We start from the raw sequence: 21,257 nt of genomic DNA, 5'->3' as shown, positions 1-21,257 counted from the left end.
CGTCACAATCCTCGTTCAGTAAGTTGAGTCCACTCGCCAAAAACTCTCTGCCCGCACTATCTCGTTCCAACCGGCCGCAAGGGCGGCAACTCTTCATCCTGCCCTTTGATCTCGCCCGGGGCGACCTGATCCGAAGATGTTGCTGGATTGACTGCCTCTTGAGTCTCTCCCAGTTTTTTCAACTCCATCTTCTGTCTGGCAATCGTCGGATTGACGCCCACGTTTTCCGGAGCAATGGGAGCACCCACGACGCCGCAACCCGTCACGACGGTCAATACGGTCAGGCTCACACCGGCAAGAAACATGTCACTCGTTTGTATCATGCCAACAACTTCGCCAATTCCTTCAGGCGGCGAACCACTTGCAACCTGGCAGTTCCACCAATCTGCGCCTTCCGGTCGATGGCCCCCTGCACCGTGAGCCGATCCAGCACGGATTTCTCGAAGCGAGGCGAAAACACGCAGAGCTCTTTGACGGTGAGTTCGGAGAGTTCGCGCCCGGCATCCAAGGCCCACCGGACGACCCGACCGGTGATCGCGTGCGCTTCCCGAAATGGTACACCCTTGATCACCAAATAGTCAGCCAGCTCCGTTGCCAACATCCCGCCGCCCGTGAGGGCGCGGGTCAGCGCGGCCCGGTCCACTTTGAGCCGACGCATCAACTCCGTCATGACTTCGACACAGTCTTGCGTGGTGTCGAGCGCGTCGAACAGCGCCGGTTTATCTTCCTGCAAATCGCGGTTGTAACTGAGCGGCAAGGCCTTCAACGTCGTCATCAATCCGATGAGATGACCGTAGACGCGGCCGGTCTTCCCGCGCACCAACTCTGGCACATCGGGATTCTTTTTCTGGGGCATCATGCTGCTGCCGGTGCAGAATCCGTCCGGCAGATCCACGAAATGAAATTCCTGCGTGGCCCAGAGAATGAGTTCTTCGCTCATGCGCGATAAGTGCATCATGACGATCGCTAATGCGGATGCCACTTCAATCATGAAGTCGCGGTCGGACACCGCGTCGAGGCTATTTTGCGTCACCGCAGGGAAGTCTAATAGCGCCGCCGTATAGAGGCGATCCACCGGGTAATTCGATCCCGCCAGCGCCCCGGAACCCAGCGGCATCACGTTGACCCGCGTCCGTGCATCCGCTAGACGCGCCTTATCGCGCAGAAACATTTCCACGTACGCCAGCAGATGATGGGCCAACAACACGGGTTGCGCGCGTTGCAAGTGCGTGTAGCCCGGCATCGGGACATCAAGATGTTCCGCTGCCTGCGTCACCAACACCCGTTGGAATTCCGTCAGCCGTGCGATCAGAACCGTGAGCTGATCACGCACATAGAGCCGCACATCGAGCGCCACCTGATCGTTCCGGCTGCGGCCCGTATGCAATTTGCCGCCGACCGGACCGATCAACTCGGTCAATCGGCGCTCGATCGCCATGTGAATATCTTCGTCTTCCGGCAGAAACGTGAACCGTTCCCGCTCCAGTTCGTGCTGAACCAATTGCAGACCGCGGACGATTGTCGCGGTCTCGCGACGACTGAGTACACCGGCCTTGGCCAGCGTCTGGCAATGGGCGATGCTGCCGCGGATATCGTGCGCGTACAACCGCTTATCCACCGCAATGGAACGGGTGAAGGCTTCGACCAACCGATCGGTGGGCTCGCGAAACCGTCCCGCCCATGCTTTGCTCGGCTGGCCTGCCCCTGCTTTGCCGGATCTCCGACTGGCCATTAGGACTTCGCTTTCCGCCTCTGTGCCCGGATCTTCAACCGCAGCGCGTTCAACCGGATGAAACCCTCGGCGTCTTTCTGGTTGTACACATCGTCTTCTTCAAACGTCGCAATATCCAGCCGGTAGAGGGAATTCTTCGACTTCCGGCCGGCGAGAGTGCAACTCCCCTTATAGAGCTTCACGCGGGCCGTCCCGGAAACATCTTTTTGCGCTTCGTCGATCGCTACTTGCATCATTTCCCGTTCCGGGCTGAACCAGTATCCGTTGTAAATCAGATCGGCAAACCGCGGAATCAGGCTGTCACGGAAGTGCAGAACCTCCCGATCCATCGTGAGCGATTCGAGTCCCCGATGCGCGACGTGCAGAATCGTCCCGCCCGGCGTTTCGTACACACCACGGGACTTCATCCCGACATAGCGGTTTTCGACCAGATCGACCCGGCCAATCCCATGGGCTCCGCCCAGCTTGTTGAGATGCGCGAGCAGCTTCGCCGGACTCATCTTTTTGCCGTCAACGGCGACCGGGTTCCCCTGCTCATACTCGATTTCGACTTCCAGCGGCTTGTTGGGCGCCTTTTCTGGAGACACCGTCATCTGGAAAATTTCATCCGGCGGAGACTTCCAGGGATCTTCAAGGATGCCGCCCTCGTAACTCACATGAAAAAGATTGAGGTCCATACTGTAGGGCTTGGCTTTCGTCGCCGTCACGGGAATGCCGTGCTTGTCGGCATACTCGATACATTCGCGCCGTGATCGCAGGGTCCACTCGCGCCAGGGCGCAATGATCTTCAGCCCTGGAGCCAGCGCCATATAGGTCAGCTCGAACCGGACCTGATCGTTGCCCTTCCCGGTCGCGCCATGCGACACCGCCTCGGCCCCCTCCTGCAACGCAATTTCGGCCTGGCGGCGGGCGATGAGCGGCCGCGCAATCGATGTACCCAGGAGATAGCAACCTTCGTACATTGCGTTCCCACGCAACATCGGAAACACATAGTCCTTCACGAAGGTCTCGCGCAGGTCCTCGACATAGACCTTCTTCACACCCAGCTTCTTGGCTTTCGCCTTGATCGCCTGCAGGTCTTCGCCCTGGCCGAGGTCCGCACAAAACGCAATCACTTCCGCCTGATAGGTTTCCTGCAACCACTTCAAGATGACTGAGGTATCAAGCCCGCCGGAATACGCGAGGACAATTTTCTTGATCGATGTCTGTTTCATGATGAGTGCTTACGCCCTGCCTTTCTTCTGAGTCAGCAACTGAACCAAGATCGCTTTCTGCATATGCAGCCGATTTTCCGCTTGATCGATAATGACGGACTGTGGTCCATCGAGCACTTCGGCCGTGATTTCTTCGCCGCGATGCGCCGGCAGACAATGCATGACAATGGCATCGGGTTTCGCTTTCTGCAGCAACCGCCCATTCAACTGATAGGGCGCCAGCGTCCGCAAACGCCGGGCTTGTTCCCGTTCGCGCCCCATGCTGATCCAGACATCGGTGTACAGCACATCAGCATCTTTTACGGCGATTTGCGGATCGACCCCCACCTCGATGTCCGATCCGTAGCGCGCCGCTTCCTGCCGTGCCCGATCCACCACATGCTGATCCGGTTGATAGCCGATGGGACACCCCAACGCGATATGCATTCCCACCTTGGCAGCCGCCTCAATCAACGAATTCGCCACATTGTTCCCGTCGCCGACATAGGCGAGCTTCAGCCCTTTGAGACGCCCCTTCTTTTCCTTGATGGTCATCAAGTCAGACAGGGCCTGACAGGGATGGCTCAGATCGGTCAAGCCGTTAATCACCGGCATGGCGGCTTCTTCCGCCCACTCCTGGACAATGCCGTGGTCGTAGGTGCGGATCACGATCCCGTCGAGGTACCGTGACAGCACACGAGCGGTATCCGGCACACTCTCGCCCCGTGAAAGTTGAATATCCGCCATAGGCAGTACCATCGCATGGCCACCCAACTGATTCATGCCGGCCTCGAACGACACGCGAGTCCTGGTCGACGGCTTCTGAAAGAGCAGCCCGAGCGTCTTCCCCGCCAACAACGAATGGGCAGTGCCCCGTCGCAACTTCGTTTTTAGCGCCGTCGCCAGCCGCAACAAGGCATCGATTTGGGGACGCGGCATCGTCGCCACATCCAGCAAGTCTTTGGCAAATGAGGCTGCCCGCTTCTTCGACTTGCGTGAAGTTGTCATATCAGTGCGGCTGATCCTTTTCCGCCATCGTCCGTTGATTGAAGATGGACGATAACGTCTCCAGGACGCGATCGATTTCCGCCTGGGAAATGATGAGCGGCGGCACAAACCGCAGCACCCGTTCACTGGTGGCATTCACCAGCACGCCGCGGCTCAAACAGTCCGCCACGACGGCTTTCGCATCAATCTCCGCTTCCAGGCCCTGTAACAACCCCAATCCTCGAACGTCCCGCACCGCACGATGACGGTCTTTGAAGTCGGCCAGCCCTTTAGCCAGATAATCCCCCATGCGCCGGGCCTGCTCAAGCACACGCCCTTCGATCAAGATCCGACAGACCGCAAGCCCCGCAGCGCAGGCCAACGGATTGCCGCCGAATGTCGAGGCATGCGACCCGGCCGTGAAGACTGCAGCGACCGCCTCTTTGGCCAAACAGGCGCCGATCGGCATCCCGCCACCGAGCCCTTTGGCAAGCGTCATGATGTCGGGCTCCACGCCCAGCTGCTCATAGGCAAACAACGTCCCGGTCCGCCCCATTCCGGTCTGGACTTCGTCGAAAATCAGGAGGATATCCTTCTGCGTGCACAGCTCCCGCAGATTCTTCAGATAGGCTTGATCGGCGACATGCACGCCCCCCTCACCCTGAATCGGCTCCAACATGATCGCCGTGGTCTTCTCCGTGACGAGCGATTCAATCGCTGCAAAATCGTTGAACGGCGCATAGACAAATCCCGGAACGAGCGGCTCAAAGCCTTTCTGCACCTTCTCCTGGCCGGTCGCCGTTAACGTCGCCATCGTGCGGCCGTGGAAGGAATTCTTCATCGTGATGATCTCGAACCGGTTCGCTCCGTACTTCTCATGCCCGTAGCGCCGCGCCAGCTTGATCGCCGCTTCATTCGCCTCTGCGCCGCTGTTGCAGAAAAAGACCCGGTCGGCGCACGAATGATCGACCAGCATTTGCGCGAGTCTGACCTGCGGCTCCGTGTAGTAGAGGTTCGACACATGGATCAGCTGGGCCGCCTGGCGCTGGATCGCCTGTACCAGATCCGGATGGCCATGCCCCAAAATATTGACCGCGATGCCACCGACAAAGTCGATGTACTCCCGGCCTTCCATGTCGTAGACCTTGGCTCCACGCCCCCGCACGATTGAAATCGGCTGACGCGCATAGGTTTGCATCAAATACTTGGCTGCGTAATCTTTCAGTTCCTCTGTCGGCATGGCAGACGTATCCCCTCAAGAAAGAAGGGGAAAGCTAGCATAGGGTTGAGTCGAAATCAATAACGGCGACGGCCGCCCGGGAGGATTTCAGCCCCGTTCTTCAGGGTGTTTAGACGCGGGCATCTATTTGCTCCCTTCCTCCACGGTATCAGACCGTGCCCTATCCGTCTCCGCACAATAAGGCCTCAGCCCGGATGTCCGAGTGTGATAAGCTGCGTCTCCATGAAATCCTGTCAGCACTGTCGCCAACAGAACTCTGAAGACGCCAACTTCTGCGCGCAATGTGGAATGGCCCTCGCCCTCGCCTCGTCTGCCGACTCCGCTGGGAGTACGACTGCTGATGCACCACCCGAAGCAACACCCTACACGCCCCTCGCAACCGATCAGGATCTCTGGCGGCAGTTCGTCGGCCCGAAGGCCGATTATTATCTCGAACAGTTCAAGAAGTTTTCCTCCGACGGGCAGCCCAGATTCGCCCTCAGTTGGAACTGGCCGGCCTTCCTGTACATTTCGTTTCTCTGGTTTCTCTACCGGAAGATGTATCTGCACGCCTTTGTGTACGCCATCGGCCCCATGGCCTCGACCTATGTCACCGGCGACATGACCGTCGGCCTCGTGTGGAGCGTCATGGCCGGCGCCACGGCCAACTACCTGTACTACTGGCACTGCAAGGAAGAGATCGCAGAGATCAAGAAAGCGGGAAAGCTCAACCCCGCGGCGCAGGAGGCCGCCTTGCAGGACGCCGGCGGGGTCCAGCCGTATGTGATCTACGTGGGAATCGTGCTCTACGTGATTGCGCTGGCCGGCGTGGCCAAAATGCTTGAGGAAGGACAGCTGGACGGAGACAAGATCCCGACACGACCGGCGAAGCCTGTTTCGACTGTCTCTACCTAGTTCCGCCAAGCAACGGTCTTAGAAATTCCGTCAACCTCTTCCTTGTTGCCAGCCCATCCAGGCCTGGAACCATTGAAAGTCCTGTTCGTACGCGGCCCCGCCCGCATCGGTCGCTTCCTGTCGCTGTTCAAGTTGGGTATACGTGCGCGGCCAGTTTTTCTGCCACCAGGACTTGAGTTCGTCCGGCGGATAGGGCTGGCCGTTGGGATTCAGAATACCGGCGGCGGCACAGAGCGGGGCGACCAGCGGCCAGTAGCGGTCTTTTCCCAGCCCGAGACTGCGGAAGTGTTCCCGCAGCAGAAAGACCACCCACAGTTCAGCACTATGTTTCTTGTTGTGTTTGAACGGCTGGGTCTGGCGGAGCGGCACGGGATCAAAGGCTTTGACAATCGACGTGTAATCCGGACCGCCGTAGGTCCCTGCGGCTTCGGCAATCCCTTCGACGATGTTCGCCAGTTCAAGCTCTGTGACCGGCGACGCGCTGAGGCCCTTCCCCTGGGAGGATTCGGATAAGGGACCAGGGGCGGTCAACAATTCGATCAGTGGCTTCAGTTCCCGTAAGCGAACGGCGGCCGCCTTGAGAATGTGTTCCGATTCAAGCCAGTAGTCCGGATCGCTCTTCGTCAGCCGTTCGCGACCTGGCGGAGGCAGCACGGTCGGCACCCAATAGCGCATGAGCACGAACAGCACATAATCGGCCTGCGCGCCGACCTGGGCAATGCGGTCGAAATGATTGCCCGCCTGAACGGCGGTGAAGAAGGCCTGCGCCCGGTCCAACACGGCGAGCCGCGCGCCCATCGCGCACCACCAGGCTTCAAGCGCGGACCAATTCATATCAGCTGCCGGCGGGACCGTCATGGATCGTCTGTTCCTGCGTGGAGCGAATAGAGCGGCATGGTACTGCCGGTTCCGGATGAAAGCAACGGCTTGACTTGACCGCCCGATCCAGTATTCTTGCTGACAGGTACTTGGCTTCCCGAGAAAAGGAGACGACTATGGCCCGCTTGGTCTTGCTGCGTCACGGTGAATCGCAATGGAATCTGGAGAACCGGTTCACCGGCTGGGTCGATGTCCCGCTTTCCCCGCGCGGCATCCAAGAAGCCAAGAATGCCGGCGATAAGCTGCGCGGCTTCTCTTTCAACCGGGCGTTTACTTCTGTACTGGCCCGCGCAAATGAAACCTTGCGTCTGGCGCTTGAGGGCATCGGGCAAACGAATATCCCGATCGAGAAAGATAAAGCGCTGAACGAGCGGATGTACGGAGAGCTACAGGGGCTGAACAAGGCCGAGACGGCGAAGAAGTATGGCGACGACCAGGTCAAAATTTGGCGTCGGAGTTTTGATGTGCGTCCGCCGGGGGGAGAGAGCTTGAAGGATACGGCCGAGCGGGTGCTTCCCTACTATGAAAGCAAGATCAAGCCCTACGTCCTGAAGGACGAAACGATTCTGATCGCCGCACATGGCAACAGCCTGCGCGCATTGGTCATGGAATTGGAACAGCTTACGAAGGAACAAGTGTTGGAACTCAACATCCCCACCGGCGCTCCGCTCCTGTACGAACTCGACAAGAACGGGAAGGTGGTGTCTCACCGATATTTGTAGAGGGACGGCACTCGTCGGCAGGAACTTACGTGACGTCGTCGAGGAGTTCCGCATACTGATCGACCGGTGCGTAGTCGATCAAGAGCACCAGCAGCTTCTGCCGGTCGTCGGACGACACCACGCCCTGGTCTTCCAACAGCGTGGCGGCTTCCGCGCTGAGCCCCATCGGGTTCAACCGGTCGTCCATCAGCCGCGCATAATGCTCCCGCCGCTCGTCGAGCTCCTGCCGATATCCGTCCCAACGCTCCAGGCCGAATGTATCTGACGACCATTGAGCGGTGACCGATTCGAGCAAGAGCCCGCCGATCAACGCCCGATACTTCTGCAGAATATGGGCATCGACCGCCGCAAGAATCCAATACAGATTCAGCGACAGGATTTCCCTCGCGAGATGGCGGGCCTGAGACTCGGTAACCTCGATCCCGTATTCCTGGATCTGATCGACCGAGATAGGTTTCGGAAGGGCCGCGAATAGGCCGACAGCAGCATCTTTCGGTGTCATGGTAACGGATCTCCACTTCGCAGGTCGATGAGCGCCTTGCAGGGTACTGCACCTGCGACTCGACTCTCAAGCGCCTTGTTCGAGTCAAAACGCTATGCTAGATTCCCGACATGCGTTCACAAGATGTCTTCACACCGAGCACCCGTCCGCTCCACTTTATCGGAGCATTCGCACTGGTCATTCTGATATGGAGCAGTCTCTTCCCCGGGCCAGTCCGTGCCGATGAGAACCGCTGGGGATTCGGCTCAGACCTCGGACTGACGACCGGCACGGTCAATGGAACCGTCTTCGCCCTCGGGTTCAATGTCGACTATTACGCCGATCGGAACTTTTCCTTCGGACCGATGATGCAGATCAGTCCCACGGGCAATCTCTTTCAGATTGCGTTTGCAGGAGTCGGGAAATACCACCTCCGACTGAATAACGGGTTCAACCTGGTCCCCTTCACTGGCATCGGTCTCATCCATGCCGACCTGGACCGCGGCACCGGGCCTTCTCAAATCAATCGAAACGACACCAGTTGGTACATTCCCATCGGCCTCTCTTTGGAATATCAAGTCATTCACAACATCGCGTTGTCCTCAACGCTGATGGTGAATCTCCACGACATCAATCTCCAGCCGTCCCTGCCGGAGAAAGACCGAACCAGTATCAGTCTGATGTTCGGCTTCCGTTGGGGACCGTAGACACGCTGCCGACGCTCTCCCTGGGCATGCCAGTAGCCCAACTGGCAGCAAGTGCCATTCGGCCCAAGTGCCGGCTGATTTCCATCTCAAGATCTAGAGAAAATTGCTTGCGGGAGATTAAGCGGCTTTGGCCGGCTGCCAGCGCAAGCCGACATTCAGCAGTTCCTGGAGTAGATCTTTGTAGCTATAGTCGGCTTTCTCGGCGGAATCGGCAAAGTCCTCCTCATGCGCGATTTGCGGATTGGGATTGGCCTCCAGCACATAGACTTTCCCCTCCGCATCCATCCGAACATCGATTCGCGCATATCCGCTGAGACCGAGCGCTCGATAGACCCGCTTGGCCATGTGTTGGATCTCCTCGGCCTTGCCGGCCGGAAGATTTCTGGCTTCCTCCGATGTGATGCCGTACTTATCTTGATACTTTCGGCTCCACTTCACCCGCTGAGTGGCAATGCGCCTGGCATCCTCAGGGAGTTTGTCCATGACCAGTTCCCACACGGGCAACACCTGAATGTGACCATTGCCCATAATCCCGACGTAGAACTCTCGCCCCTCGATATACCGTTCCACCAGAGCACCGGTCCCGACGCTTTGATGGATGAAGGCCACCCGCTCTTTGAGCTTCTCATCATCTTCCACAATCGACGCTTGAGAGATGCCTAACGACGCTTCCTCGCTGATGGACTTAACGATGAGCGGGAACGTTAGATCTTTGGGTCGCTTGGCGCTCCGGCCTTGGGGCACGACCATGAAGTCGGGATAGGGAATCCGGTGATAGGAAAGAACCTTTTTCGTCAGCGCTTTGTCGCGCGCCAACATGAGCCCGCGCGGATTGCAGCCGGTATAGGGCATATGCAGCAACTCGAGGTATGACACGACATTCTGGTCATACACCGATATCCCGTCGAATTCTTCCAGCAGATTGAAAGCGATGTGCGGACGCCATGCTTCGATCGCCGTCCTGATCACCCCTAAATCGCTCTTCACTCCGAGCGGGTGCACCTCGTGGCCCAATTTCCTGAGCGTTGACACGACATCGTATTCGGTCTTCCATCCGACCTTGCTCAGATCGTGGCCGTTCAGCTCGTCTGGCGGCACCAGATCTTCATGCATCAGCACGAGGATACGCAGTCGCCTCATAGGGCCACCCGATGCCGGCCGCTACGCAAATAATTCATCGTATGCACCGTCAGCAGAATGGTAAAATCCAGCTTGGCCTGCTCTTCTGCCACCGACAAGCGAAGGTCCAATTGGCGACATCGTTGAATCATGTCCTCCAACACCTGGTCGATGGTGTACTGGTACTCTCCGGTCCAACTGGCAACCTTCCGGCGCACTTCCCGTCGAAACCGGTTGAGAAAGGTCGCGGCGCTTGGTTTGCCCGGTTGCGCCGACCCATCCGAAAACAGCCGTTTGAGGTCGGGGTCATAGAGGAGGGAATGTTCCACGCCATAACGCGCGCGCTTTTGCTCATAATGTTCACGTAGCGTCTTCTTGAGGCTGGGGAGCGGATCGATCTCTTCAGTCGTCACGACGGTCGGCTCGACCTCGGCCAACTCATGCATCAACGCATCGACATATTTCAGTTTCTTCAGCACCGGCCACCCGCGATACCGGTCATGCCAGGTGGAATCCGGCGTCAGCCAGACGGCAAACGTCTCGGCGAAGTCTTCGTCCGGATGACTCTGGGCGTACCACACATCGAGATGCCGGACAAAACTCCGGCTGTAGGGTCTGGGGCTATAATATTTGGGATAGGCCTGGGACGATTTGCCGAAGATGGCTTGCCGCGTGCGGCGGCGGCGGATGCGATACGCATTTTCAATCGCGTGTCCGGCTTCGTGCCGGAGAATCCGCAGACACCAATCAGGCGTCCCGCCTTCCACTTCCAGCATCTGCGTCAACTCCAGCTTGGCCAGCCGGGGATGCGCCAGATAGAACGGAATCGCAATGCCCGGGATACCATCCGGCGTGAACCACTCATTCGACAGCCAATAGTGCGGACGGAATCGCAAGTGCCGCGATTCCAACTCACGGTCCAATTCAGCAATTGGGCCTTCCAGAAAGCCGCCTTTAATTTCCACATTGAGCCGGCCCATCGGCAGATCCAACAACTGGTCGTCAGACCACCCGACCCACTCCGGATCAATCAAGTCATGTGCAGGGTGTTTGGCGATCTCAAGTGCTGATCGATGCATCGTGCAACCGCTTCATACATTCTCGACAGAAAACTTATGCTGCTTGAGAAACTATAGCATTCGAAGTGGATTTCGTCGGCCACTGGGCATGACCACGCTTGCGCATGACAAAAGAGCGGAATAATTTGTCATTGAGCGTACAAGAATGAACCGAGGAGTGAGAGCGTTGTGTCGAAAGTTACAGAAGATGTGGCAATCGTGCCGCGAAGTAAGGGATTGCATCGCAAATGTGATCCACAACCGATACGACATAGGCCTGCGCCACCTCGGGATCTTCTTCCCAGTTGGGAAGCGCCTCGTGCAGATCAAGGACCGGTTCGTCGCGAGCAAAACACAGTTGACTGAAGAGCGGGATCGATCGTCCAAACAATCGTTGCACCGCTTCTTGATGGTCGCGCCCCATTGCCACGACACAGTCCGCCTCATCCAGTAAGGGTTGCGTCAGCTTGCGTTGCATATGCCCGGCAGGATCAGCGCCATGCTCCAGGAGTCTGGCACGCACGATGGGATGGATCGATTGTGGCTTGGCCTCGATCCCGGCAGACCCGACGCAATACAAGCCTTGCGAACCACGATACTGCTTGAGCGCATACTCTGCTGCCAGGCTCCGAAAAATGTTGCCTGTGCAAACAAAGAGAATCGACTTCACTTTATTGTCGGTCATGATCGTCTTACCGTTGCTCCATCATCGACAGCCGGATAATTGAGCAGGTACAATCGCTCCCATGCCTTCATCACCAGGCCCTCCAACGACCCTCGGAAAGTTAGACGAGGAAACTGAAAAACTCCGGACCCGGCTCTGTCGCCTGGTCGGCCAAGCCATCGCCGACTATCGGCTGATTGAAGACGGGGATAAGATCATGGTCTGCCTGTCAGGCGGGAAGGATAGTTATGGCTTACTCGATATCCTGCTCCTTCTGCAACAGCGTGCACCCGTTCACTTTGATCTCGTGGCCGTCAACTTAGACCAAAAACAGCCTGGCTTCCCCGCGCACATTCTGCCGGACTACCTGACGAACCGGGGCATTCCATTTCACATTGAAACGCGCGACACCTACTCCATCGTGAAGCGTCTGATCCCTGAGGGCCAGACCACGTGCTCCCTCTGTTCTCGGCTCAGGCGCGGGCATCTCTATCGCATTGCCTCTGATTTGGGCGCCACCAAGATCGCACTCGGCCACCACCGCGATGATATCAATGAAACATTGTTTCTGAATCTCCTGTACACGGGCAAGCTCAAGGCCATGCCACCAAAACTCCGTTCAAAAGACGGGCGACATCTTGTCATCCGACCGCTCGCCTTTGTGAAGGAAGTAGACCTGGCCCGATACGCGGAACTCCGGAGATTTCCGATCATCCCCTGTGATCTATGCGGATCTCAAGAGGATCTGAAGCGAAAAGACGTAAAGGCCTTGCTCCGTCAGTGGGAAACACGATCGCCCGGCTGCTCGGACAGCATTGCGGCGGCGATCGCCAACGTCGCACCGGCGCTGCTCATGGATCAACGTCTATTTGATTTTCAAACGCTTCGCACGGCACACGACAATGCTGGCGAAGGCGATGCCTGGTTGGATGCTGAGTCACATCCACCGCAGTAGCGCCGCAAAGGAATTGACGCTCGACAGGAAACCACATCACCTCAGGTGTAGTCGAGAAATGGGTGACTTACGTGATTCTGATGATGACGTTCGATCCGATCCGCCACTCTGGTCGATAGGACTGGCCGTCCTCGTCATCCTTGCCGCTCCTTTAATCTTGTACTCCCTCGCCCCGCCAGGCCCGCTGCGCACGGGGGACACCATTTTCTCTCAAGGTCAGCAGCAGGTGCAGGTGGCTGTATCCGGAATGGCGGTAGGGACGCCGATAGGGGATACCTGCCTACTCGACCCCAACACCCCCCTCATCATTCTCGAATTGCATGATGAGCGGGAAGAAGATGCCATGCTCGGTACCGTACAAGGAAATCCTGCTTCTGAATGGCCGTTCTGCCCACCCCATACCCGAGTACTCTTGAGCACTCATCAGATTTTTCAGAAGCCTGATCCATGGGATGCGCCGAAACGAGGGCTGTCGTGGATTATTGGGAAGTGACGGCGGGACTCCGGTCAGAGCTTCAGCTTTGACACAAACTGTTTCCGAAACTTGGCCACCTTTGGACTGACCACAAACTGACAGTACCCTTGAAGCGGATTCCTGGCGAAGTATTCCTGGTGATGTCGTTCAGCCTCATACCACGTTGTCGCCGCAACAATCTCAGTAACGACCGGGTTAGGATACAACCCTTGGGCTGTGACCGCGGCCTTGACCGCCTCAGCTACCTGCCGCTGCTCGGGTGAATGGTAGAAAATGGCGGAACGATACTGCGTGCCTTCGTCGTTGCCCTGGCGATTCAGCGTCGTGGGGTCATGGATCGAGAAAAAGATCTCGATCAACTCCCGACACGAAATCAGCGAGGGATCATAGGTGACCCGCACCGCTTCGGCATGGCCTGTCCTTCCACCGCATACCGCTTCGTACGAAGGATTCTCAAGGGCGCCTCCGATATACCCGGATTCAACCGAAAGGACGCCCTTGATTTGGTCATAGACCGCCTCCAGACACCAGAAGCACCCGCCCGCCAGAGTGATGACTTCGCTTCCGGTGCTCATCGCGCAGCCATCCTCCCACCGTGCCCCAGTTGTCCGTTTCCAAATCGACCGCGTGCCTTCATGGCGTCAGGCTTTCCGGCATATTAGTCGTCTTCTTCCTCTTCAATATCCTCGATCCCCTCATAGCTCATTTCTGGAAATGCGGCAGTCGCCTTTTCACAGGCAGTTTCTATCATTTCCTCAGCATCTTCAGCCGAATCAGCGTTGACCAAGAACTTGACTGTAATCGCATACCGTTGCTCCACTCCACACTCCTTTCGGTTCCCCTGCAAAAATGAAAAGGCTGAGAACGAGGGCCACGAAGGGACTCTCCGTTTCATCCTGTCTAGTGGCGGTACTTTGTTACAGCGAGAGGGAGCATGTCAATCGGTAGTCCCCCTCATAATGTGCGCGAGCTGGTACTCCAAGCCAAGTAGTGACCGCCCCTTGACGACAATGGTTCAGCCGAGAGTTGTCACGCCTGGAGATGTAGCTAGGGGAAGGAAGAGAATCCGGCACGTATGATCGTCGAAGCGGATGGGCGACGATGGGGAGCGGTCAGGCCTGCTGCTCCTGCTCAATCTTGCTGATAATGGCAGTGATCTTATCTTGCTCTCCCGACCTGATACGTGTGAAAGCCAGCCCAAATGTCTTCCCCTCAACCCAGCGAACGATTGCTTCATCGATCATAATTGGCCAATCGAGGTCTGGAATATGGAGACGACATTCAAACTTATCCCCTTGGCCGACAACCGTTCCGCTTTCGATCTTGCACCCTCCGATAGACAGATCGAGCGTTCGTCCATTCCCTTCGTTTGGGCCGCCTGAGAAGGTGCTGCGAAACTGCGTGGTAAAGCGAGGTTGATTCCGACGCTCATCAGGACTCGAGAAGATGGTCTCCGTCGACTTCTTCTCAGGCTTGAGTAGCGAGGCCATTTTATTCAGCGCTGAAATTGGCATATCGGCAAGCTGCGTGGCGGTTTAACCAAACAATTCTTAAGCGAGGCATCCCTCATCATGATCTTGCGAAGGACGCCTCGCGATGAAATGAACTCTGACCTTCTACTGCTTCACCTGAAGCAACATGTGTCCACGGCGATTTTGCTGGTAGCATGACTCGGCATGGTCAAAGCAAAACGGCTGCTCTTTACCGAATGATACAATAGCGACCTGCTTGGGACTGATTCCGGCTTCATGAAGGTATGTCTTTGCTGCCTTCGCCCGCTTGTCGCCAAGAACCATGTTGTAATCGGTCGTTCCTCGCTCGTCGCAATGGCCTTCAATTTTCAGGACGGCACCAGGATGATCCTTCAACCAGCTTGCATCGCGATTCAGCGCTTCCATAGCGGCATCGGATACGGTCCACTGATCGTAACCAAAAAATACGTCCTGGAGTCCTGCTTCAATGGCGGCCTTCTCTTCCTTCGTCAATTCGGCGCGCCGCCTTACGGCGACATCGGAAGGATTCAGCGAAGCTCGATAGCCGCTTTGAGCCAATCGCTCTTCATCGGGATTCTGAGAAAACCCTCTGAGTTCGCCTGAAGCCCCCCCACGGGCCATGCCAGGGAAATTGGGATTGACGCCTTCTCCATTCCAGTTTTTTGACTTGTCAGACTGTGCTGACGAGACCTCTCCGTCGGACTGAAGCCATTTCATCCCGCAACCCTGACTCACAATCATGACTACACCCAGCATAACCACACTGGCCATAGAAGCAGTTCTTCCCGTCATACAATTCTCCTCAGTTAATAATTCCTATCGTGATGCGATCGTCAGAGCCTCTTTTCGATTGCGTGTGAATCTCAGAATTCTGCAAGAGGCCTCGGCGTCCCTGCGTGAAGACGATCAGTACAAATCGTTAGATCAACTATAGCACCAGGTTCAGAATTGTCTTCCCCGAGAGGGGGCCGCTCTTGGGTATTTAGCGATAGAGTTGATCGGGGATTGCAGGGGCCAGAAAACTCTAACTCGGAAAACCTTGGAGGGACTGACGCTTAGCAGCCGCAAGCCATTAAATTATTGGGGGAAACGCTGATGCTTGAGAACTGCAGCCAACCGAAGAGAGGGCACCCCGACGTTATAAGAGAGCACGGAGCGGACGAGATACCGAGTTACACGACGACGCCTTAACTAGCGTGAAACCTTACGGTCCGACCACCGGGCCGGTCGCATAACCGTCCCCAATCCGGCAACAGCGCAGATTAACGCCAGCATCGCAAGCCCCACGGCAAGAAGAAAACCTGCCTTTACTTCATGCAATCCGGGGATCATCATCGCTCCCTCCCAATCTATTTACCCACACTGCCATCCACATGTGCAGTACCAGGCACCCATGGGCTCTTCTTTCTGGAGGATCCGACCACAGCAAGGGCAGGAACGCGTCCATCGCCACCGAGCTGATGTTAGAAGCTTACCAGACCGCTTTCTTCCATGTCTCTCTTTTCGGCAATAACCACCCATGGAACACCCCCGCCAGAACTATTTTTATTTTAGGGCAAGGGCTATCTGAATACTATTCCCCGTTGGCGGGAGATAGGGCGTGTGAGCTAATAGGGAATTAAAAACGCCTGGCAGAATACACTTCTTACTTGTCAATCACTTAGCAGTCAGTCCCTCGATGCGAGTGGTGCGCCCGGCAGGAATTGAACCTGCGACCTACGGGTTCGAAGCCCGGCGCTCTATCCAACTGAGCTACGGGCGCACAACGACACTTCAATCACTTCTGTGGCAGAAATGTCAAGGATGGCTGGACCCCCACCCCATACACCAGCACGAAACTTAGCGGCATACTCGATCTACCGCTGGATGGAAGAAAGAATCGTCTCGACGATTTGATTGATGGTGCATCCATCGGTAGGCACAATATGGTCGGCGGCCTCGCGATACTTGGGCGTTCGCACCGCCAGGACTTCCTCAATCTCCTCGACGAATGATTTGGTGCCCGTCAGTGATGGGCGCTGAGTATCACGCCCGATGCGCGACGCGATCGTTGCGATCGAAGCAGTCAGCCAAAACAGCGTGCCGTTCTTCTTCAAACAAGCCACGTTCTCCTGACGAAGAATCGCCCCTCCGCCTGTGTCGATAATCAGTCCATCTTGTACGGAAAAGTCCCGACAAACCGTCGACTCAAGATCACGAAAATGCTCCCACCCATGCTGCGCAACTATCTCCGGAACTGATCGCCCCGCCCGACGAACAATTTCCGCATCCGTCGAGACCAGCGGCAACACGAGCCTCGCAGCCAGTACTTTCCCAACCGTACTTTTCCCCGTCCCGCGATATCCGATCAGTACGATGTTCATCGAAAGCGAGACTCCAGCACGGCTCGCATGGTATCCGCCGGAGCGGGCTGATCCGTCCACAGCTCAAATTGCGCGGCAGCTTGATGCAGAAACATTTCCAACCCGGGAATCGTGACGCATCCTGCCTGCCGGGCATCCTTGAGCAATTGCGTCTCGCGCGGATTGTAGACAATATCCATGACGGCCAAGCCGGCGTGTAAGAGCGGTGCCGGCACGCAAGTCCCTTCAGTTTTTGGGGACATGCCGATCGGAGTACAATGGACCAGGATGTGCGAAGCGGGAAGAGTCTTCGCCAGCACGGCTTCGTCGAGATGAGCCTCCTCCACTGAAAGCGACGTCTTCGATCGAATATCCGCCGCCAATCGCGACCGCTCATTCGCGTCCACGCCGAGCAACGTTAGTCCCGCAAGTCCCGACTCACCGGCAAGCGCAAAGGCAATCGCCCTGGCTGCTCCTCCCGATCCCACCATCACGACGCGTTTTCCGGCGAGAGGCCCCGCCCCTCCACGAAGCGCACGCAATGCACCGATGGCATCGGTGTTGTACCCAATCAGCGCGCCCTGCTTTACCACGATCGTATTGATGGCGCCGATGTGCCCGGCGGTGGGGTCAACCTCGTCGAGAAACGGAATCGACGAAACTTTATGAGGGATCGTGACGCTGGCGCCCCGAAATCCACCCAACGCACGGAGCCCCCTGATCGCTTCACCGATCGCCTCGACTCGAAACGCGAGGTACACCAGATTCAGCCGGAGCTGTTGAAACGCCGCGTTGTGGATGGCGGGAGAAAGCGAATGTTCGACGGGATTCCCGATAACCCCGCAGAACCCTGTGTGTGCATCAATCTCCATCATTCAGCTCACCTGTACTCTGAGGCCAACGGGACTGTTCACCACACGGTCATTCCGCCATCAATGCGAAACGTCCCGCCGGTGACCCAGGCCGATTCGTCCGACGCAAGATACAGGACCATGTTCGCCACTTCTTCTGGTTTGCCGGGGCGGCGGATCGGATAGTGCGACAAGATCGATCCAAGCTGATCGGGATTGGCCATCAACGGAGCGGCCATTGGCGTATCAATCAAGCCCGGGTTCACCACATTGCACCGAATCCCATCCGTTGCGTAATCAATCGCGATCGATCGAGTCAGCGCGTCGAGCGCTCCTTTGGAAGCCGCATAGGCGGACAAGAGTGGGATGCCGACCAGGCTGGCAACCGATGAAATATTGACGATGGCTCCGCCGGCCTGCTTAAGCATTTCCGGAATCACCGCCCGGGTCATCCGGAACACGCCGGTCAAATTCACATCCAACACATTCGCCCAGGCCGCATCATCCATCTCATGAAGGCGTTTTCCAAAATCTCCGACACCGGCGTTGTTCACCAACACATCAATTTTTCGAAACGACGCTAATGCCTGCTGAACCACCGCCCGCACATGACCGTCATCCGTGACCGACCCGACGACAGCGAGCACCTTGCCACCGTGCGCTGAGATCTCACGGACTACCCGATCGAGTTCGGCCTGGCGTCGGCCCGTGATCACAACAGCCGCACCCTCCTCGGCGAACCGCTTGGCGACGGACTCCCCAATGCCGGCATTCCCGCCCGTGATTAACGCAACTTTTCCCTCCAACCGTTTCATGACGCTGCCCCTTCTGTCTCGCTGGCCCCGAGGGATTCTGAGAGAAACGCCTCCGCAAGTTCCGGCTCGCGACCGATTCCCAGCAGACCCGGCTCGACCTTCCTCGCCACCGTGATAAAACCCGAATGGGCCACCATCCGATGATCGGGACGAACGCTTCGCCCCAACACCGACCAGGTACGGATGAGGGATTCGAAGGTCTCCACCATGCCAAACACCTTTGCCCGCTCAAGCGCTTCAACGGTTTGAACGACTTGCGGAACCGTCGGTACAAAACTCAAATAGATGCCGCCTGACCGCAAGGCTTTGGCCGCGTGCGGGACCACCTGCCAGGGCTCCGGCAAATCGAGTACAACGCGATCAAACGGGACCCCATCGTCCAGTAAATCAATCCCCTCGTAAGCGCTCTTTCTCAAAGACACAAGATTCGGCGTCGGCCCTAGATAACGATTGATATTAGTCAACGCTGTTTTCGCAAAGTCTTCCCTCAAGTCATACGTGACAACAAGGCCTTGCGGCCCTACGAGACGCAACAGCGCCATGGTCAACGCACCGGAACCGGTCCCGGCTTCGAAGACCCGCGCGCCAGGATACACATCCGCCCACATTGGAATGAGTGCCAGATCCTTGGGATACAGCACCTGGGCGCCACGCGGCATTTTCAAGACATAGTCACCGAAGGTCGGACGTAACGCCAGCATCTTCTTGCCCCCCGACAAAGTCACCACCGTCCCATCGGGACGGCCGATCATCTCGTCGTGAGGAATCTTTTGCCCGCTGAATTGATACGTCTCCCCGGCCTTGAGCGTCAGCGCGTACTGCCGCCCTTTCTTGTCGACGAGATGGATGCGTTCGCCTGATAGAAGTTGTGACATGGGGCGGCATTCTAGGGGGTTCGTTCTCCCCTTTGCAACCGATGATAGGGAGCGCCGTAATCATTCTCCCCTCTATTCCATGAAGTGCGCACCTCTCTCAGCGTCAATCCCAAAACGATTCGCGGTTTTCAGTGAGCGCGACGACCCGCATCGACCAGCGAAGATGGTCGGAGAGAGAACGGGTGAGGCAGATCGGTTGGGACGCAGTGCAATTCCTACATAGTTGCCGCATTCGCATCACACTTCGGTTCAGTTTCTCTCATTAACCCCCCCTAATCTTGCTGCAATATCTTCGGGATTGCGCGTCGGGCTTCTCATGTTCAATCCAGCATCACTCTTGCTTCGTAGAAGGACTATAGAGTGGCAGAAATATCGGTGAATCTTATTGATTCAAGATAACTCTAACAGGAGTGAACAGATGCGAAACCAGGAGACAAGAGGTGACGCGATGGAACATGAAGACCTGCGGACAACAGAAAGCATAGACGACCAGACCGCGACAGCCGATGTCGACACCGACGATTCCGACGCCAGCGATGCCATGGAAGCGATCGGACGGGAGGCGGAAGTGGAGGCTGAGCCGACTGAGAAGGACGGGAAAGACTTGGACGCCGCCACGCTCAAAACAAGTTCCGGCGCGAGCCCCTTTCTCCTGGAGTCACTCTACTTTCGCTCATTCGGGGAGCGGGCGCTCCTGACACGAGAGGAAGAAATTACCTTGGCCAAGCGGCTGGACGAAGGTTCGCGCCGTATCCGGGTAGCTTTGCGAGAGACGCTGAAAGTCATGGCGCGCGCGAAGCGCACTCCCATTCTGCTGGAATCGACAAAGTCCCTTCAACTCGCACGCGGGCTCAGCGGGTTTTCCGCCACCGCGCTCGATAAAGTCGAGCAGGCCATACTGAATATTCTGAAACCTGCGATCCGGGAGATGAAACCGGCGGCCACGATCACGAAACAACTCAAGGCCTTGCTCGATGAAATTCGGGCCGCCCGGCTCGTTTTGGAGCGAGGAAAAGACGAGATGGTACGTTGCAATCTCCGCCTGGTGGTAGATGTCGCGAAACATTACACCCATCGCGGGCTAACCCTGCTCGATCTGGTGCAGGAAGGGAATATCGGCTTGATGAAGGCGGCCGAACGGTATCAGCACCGGAAAGGCTTTAAGTTCAGTACCTATGCAACCTGGTGGATCCGTCAAGGCATCACGCGAGCCCTGGCTGATCAATCACGGACAATCCGTATCCCGGTCCACCAGACCGAGGCTTCCAGTAGGATTCTCCGGGTTACGCGCCGACTCGGGCAACAGTTCGGTCGTCCGGCTAAGCTAGAAGAAATTGCCAACGTGCTGCGGATGAGACCGGAGCGGTTGCATGAAACCGTGCAGGCGTTTCAGGAACCAGTCGCACTCGAACGCCCAGTCGGGGACGGTGATACGGAGTTCGGGGAGATGATTCCTGATCACCAAGTACCACCGCCTGATGCCCATGTGCATCGTACCGAGATGACGCAGCAACTGGATCGAATCCTGGGCACTTTGACGCCGAGAGAACAGACCGTGATCCGGCTCAGGTTCGGAATCGGGCACGATGAGCCCTGCACCCTTGAGCAAGTCGGCCAGAACCTGTCGGTGACGCGTGAACGAATCCGGCAAATCGAGGCCAAAGCCCTGAAGAAGCTCAAGACTCCGGAAATCAAAGAGCTGTTTGCGGCAATCAAGTAGCCCTATCCTCCCAATTACCAGGCGCACGAGATAGAGAACTCGTGCGCCTGTTCCT

The 21,257-nt window shown here is 57.0% G+C and carries 24 protein-coding genes and 1 tRNA gene; 6 read left to right on the top strand and 19 right to left on the bottom strand.

Annotated features, from left to right (window positions below; all coding sequences use genetic code 11):
- Window positions 1–56: 56 nt before the first annotated feature.
- The 5 genes from Q7U39_13210 to Q7U39_13190 are packed head-to-tail and all read right to left on the bottom strand — an operon-like array spanning window position 57 to window position 5,152.
- Window positions 57–323, bottom strand: coding sequence for a hypothetical protein (locus Q7U39_13210; protein MDO9118909.1), 267 nt, complete (start codon window positions 321–323; stop codon window positions 57–59).
- Window positions 320–1,732: an argininosuccinate lyase gene (argH, locus tag Q7U39_13205; GenBank protein ID MDO9118908.1), complete on the bottom strand. Its 1,413-nt coding sequence runs from the start codon at window positions 1,730–1,732 to the stop codon at window positions 320–322. The genes Q7U39_13210 and argH overlap by 4 nt, the downstream gene beginning before the upstream one ends.
- Complete coding sequence (locus Q7U39_13200) at window positions 1,732–2,946, bottom strand: argininosuccinate synthase (protein ID MDO9118907.1); 1,215 nt, start codon at window positions 2,944–2,946, stop codon at window positions 1,732–1,734. The genes argH and Q7U39_13200 overlap by 1 nt, the downstream gene beginning before the upstream one ends.
- Before the next feature lie 9 nt (window positions 2,947–2,955).
- The gene (gene argF / locus Q7U39_13195; GenBank protein MDO9118906.1) at window positions 2,956–3,933 is read right to left on the bottom strand and encodes an ornithine carbamoyltransferase; all 978 of its coding nucleotides are present in this window, start codon (window positions 3,931–3,933) and stop codon (window positions 2,956–2,958) included.
- Window position 3,934: 1 nt separating this feature from the next.
- The gene (locus Q7U39_13190; protein ID MDO9118905.1) at window positions 3,935–5,152 is read right to left on the bottom strand and encodes an acetylornithine transaminase; all 1,218 of its coding nucleotides are present in this window, start codon (window positions 5,150–5,152) and stop codon (window positions 3,935–3,937) included.
- Between the two features lie 222 nt (window positions 5,153–5,374).
- Between Q7U39_13190 and Q7U39_13185 the strand changes: the two genes are divergently transcribed.
- Window positions 5,375–6,046 carry a DUF2628 domain-containing protein gene (locus Q7U39_13185; protein MDO9118904.1) on the top strand — a complete coding sequence of 224 codons (672 nt, stop codon included), beginning with the start codon at window positions 5,375–5,377 and terminating at the stop codon, window positions 6,044–6,046.
- 30 nt (window positions 6,047–6,076) lie between these two features.
- On the opposite strand, the gene Q7U39_13180 is transcribed toward Q7U39_13185, so the two are convergent.
- A complete protein-coding gene (locus Q7U39_13180; GenBank protein MDO9118903.1) occupies window positions 6,077–6,904 on the bottom strand; it encodes a hypothetical protein in 828 nt (275 codons plus the stop codon).
- Between the two features lie 137 nt (window positions 6,905–7,041).
- On the opposite strand from Q7U39_13180, the gene Q7U39_13175 reads away from it, so the two are divergent.
- Window positions 7,042–7,647 carry a 2,3-bisphosphoglycerate-dependent phosphoglycerate mutase gene (locus Q7U39_13175; GenBank protein MDO9118902.1) on the top strand — a complete coding sequence of 202 codons (606 nt, stop codon included), beginning with the start codon at window positions 7,042–7,044 and terminating at the stop codon, window positions 7,645–7,647.
- Between the two features lie 25 nt (window positions 7,648–7,672).
- Here Q7U39_13175 and Q7U39_13170 read toward each other — a convergent pair whose 3' ends face one another.
- Complete coding sequence (locus tag Q7U39_13170) at window positions 7,673–8,149, bottom strand: hypothetical protein (protein ID MDO9118901.1); 477 nt, start codon at window positions 8,147–8,149, stop codon at window positions 7,673–7,675.
- Between the two features lie 110 nt (window positions 8,150–8,259).
- On the opposite strand from Q7U39_13170, the gene Q7U39_13165 reads away from it, so the two are divergent.
- Window positions 8,260–8,835 (top strand): hypothetical protein, encoded by a 576-nt coding sequence (locus Q7U39_13165; GenBank protein MDO9118900.1) that lies wholly within the window; start codon window positions 8,260–8,262, stop codon window positions 8,833–8,835.
- 117 nt (window positions 8,836–8,952) lie between these two features.
- Here the strand turns inward: Q7U39_13165 and Q7U39_13160 are convergent, their stop codons facing one another.
- The 3 genes from Q7U39_13160 to Q7U39_13150 form a co-directional block, all read right to left on the bottom strand.
- A complete protein-coding gene (locus Q7U39_13160; GenBank protein ID MDO9118899.1) occupies window positions 8,953–9,975 on the bottom strand; it encodes an ATP-grasp domain-containing protein in 1,023 nt (340 codons plus the stop codon).
- Window positions 9,972–11,033 carry a putative zinc-binding metallopeptidase gene (locus Q7U39_13155; GenBank protein MDO9118898.1) on the bottom strand — a complete coding sequence of 354 codons (1,062 nt, stop codon included), beginning with the start codon at window positions 11,031–11,033 and terminating at the stop codon, window positions 9,972–9,974. Before Q7U39_13155 ends, Q7U39_13160 begins: the two co-directional genes overlap by 4 nt.
- A gap of 178 nt (window positions 11,034–11,211) precedes the next feature.
- Window positions 11,212–11,697, bottom strand: a complete 486-nt coding sequence (locus Q7U39_13150) for a low molecular weight phosphatase family protein (protein ID MDO9118897.1) — start codon at window positions 11,695–11,697, stop codon at window positions 11,212–11,214.
- Between the two features lie 61 nt (window positions 11,698–11,758).
- Here Q7U39_13150 and ttcA point away from each other — a divergent pair, with 61 nt between their 5' ends.
- A complete protein-coding gene (gene ttcA / locus Q7U39_13145; GenBank protein MDO9118896.1) occupies window positions 11,759–12,631 on the top strand; it encodes a tRNA 2-thiocytidine(32) synthetase TtcA in 873 nt (290 codons plus the stop codon).
- A 58-nt stretch (window positions 12,632–12,689) separates the two neighbouring features.
- Complete coding sequence (locus Q7U39_13140; GenBank protein ID MDO9118895.1) at window positions 12,690–13,124, top strand: hypothetical protein; 435 nt, start codon at window positions 12,690–12,692, stop codon at window positions 13,122–13,124.
- 14 nt (window positions 13,125–13,138) lie between these two features.
- Here Q7U39_13140 and msrA read toward each other — a convergent pair whose 3' ends face one another.
- From msrA to Q7U39_13095, 9 genes are all read right to left on the bottom strand, one after another.
- Window positions 13,139–13,681 (bottom strand): peptide-methionine (S)-S-oxide reductase MsrA, encoded by a 543-nt coding sequence (gene msrA, locus Q7U39_13135; GenBank protein MDO9118894.1) that lies wholly within the window; start codon window positions 13,679–13,681, stop codon window positions 13,139–13,141.
- A gap of 83 nt (window positions 13,682–13,764) precedes the next feature.
- Window positions 13,765–13,926, bottom strand: a complete 162-nt coding sequence (locus Q7U39_13130; GenBank protein ID MDO9118893.1) for a hypothetical protein — start codon at window positions 13,924–13,926, stop codon at window positions 13,765–13,767.
- Between the two features lie 292 nt (window positions 13,927–14,218).
- On the bottom strand, window positions 14,219–14,620 hold the full coding sequence (locus tag Q7U39_13125) for a PilZ domain-containing protein (GenBank protein ID MDO9118892.1): 402 nt from the start codon (window positions 14,618–14,620) through the stop codon (window positions 14,219–14,221).
- A gap of 102 nt (window positions 14,621–14,722) precedes the next feature.
- Complete coding sequence (locus Q7U39_13120) at window positions 14,723–15,391, bottom strand: OmpA family protein (protein ID MDO9118891.1); 669 nt, start codon at window positions 15,389–15,391, stop codon at window positions 14,723–14,725.
- Between the two features lie 893 nt (window positions 15,392–16,284).
- Window positions 16,285–16,361 (bottom strand) — tRNA-Arg (locus Q7U39_13115).
- 94 nt (window positions 16,362–16,455) lie between these two features.
- Window positions 16,456–16,962, bottom strand: coding sequence for a shikimate kinase (locus tag Q7U39_13110; protein ID MDO9118890.1), 507 nt, complete (start codon window positions 16,960–16,962; stop codon window positions 16,456–16,458).
- Window positions 16,959–17,816 (bottom strand): shikimate dehydrogenase, encoded by an 858-nt coding sequence (locus Q7U39_13105; protein MDO9118889.1) that lies wholly within the window; start codon window positions 17,814–17,816, stop codon window positions 16,959–16,961. The genes Q7U39_13110 and Q7U39_13105 overlap by 4 nt, the downstream gene beginning before the upstream one ends.
- Before the next feature lie 35 nt (window positions 17,817–17,851).
- The gene (locus Q7U39_13100; protein MDO9118888.1) at window positions 17,852–18,607 is read right to left on the bottom strand and encodes a 3-oxoacyl-ACP reductase family protein; all 756 of its coding nucleotides are present in this window, start codon (window positions 18,605–18,607) and stop codon (window positions 17,852–17,854) included.
- Window positions 18,604–19,482, bottom strand: coding sequence for a tRNA (adenine-N1)-methyltransferase (locus Q7U39_13095; protein MDO9118887.1), 879 nt, complete (start codon window positions 19,480–19,482; stop codon window positions 18,604–18,606). Before Q7U39_13095 ends, Q7U39_13100 begins: the two co-directional genes overlap by 4 nt.
- A gap of 448 nt (window positions 19,483–19,930) precedes the next feature.
- On the opposite strand from Q7U39_13095, the gene Q7U39_13090 reads away from it, so the two are divergent.
- Window positions 19,931–21,202, top strand: coding sequence for a sigma-70 family RNA polymerase sigma factor (locus Q7U39_13090; GenBank protein MDO9118886.1), 1,272 nt, complete (start codon window positions 19,931–19,933; stop codon window positions 21,200–21,202).
- The last annotated feature ends 55 nt before the right edge of the window (window positions 21,203–21,257 follow it).

It is taken from the genome of Nitrospira sp., from assembly GCA_030653545.1.
Lineage (GTDB): Bacteria > Nitrospirota > Nitrospiria > Nitrospirales > Nitrospiraceae > Nitrospira_D.
This window is presented reverse-complemented; position numbering and strand designations above follow the sequence as displayed.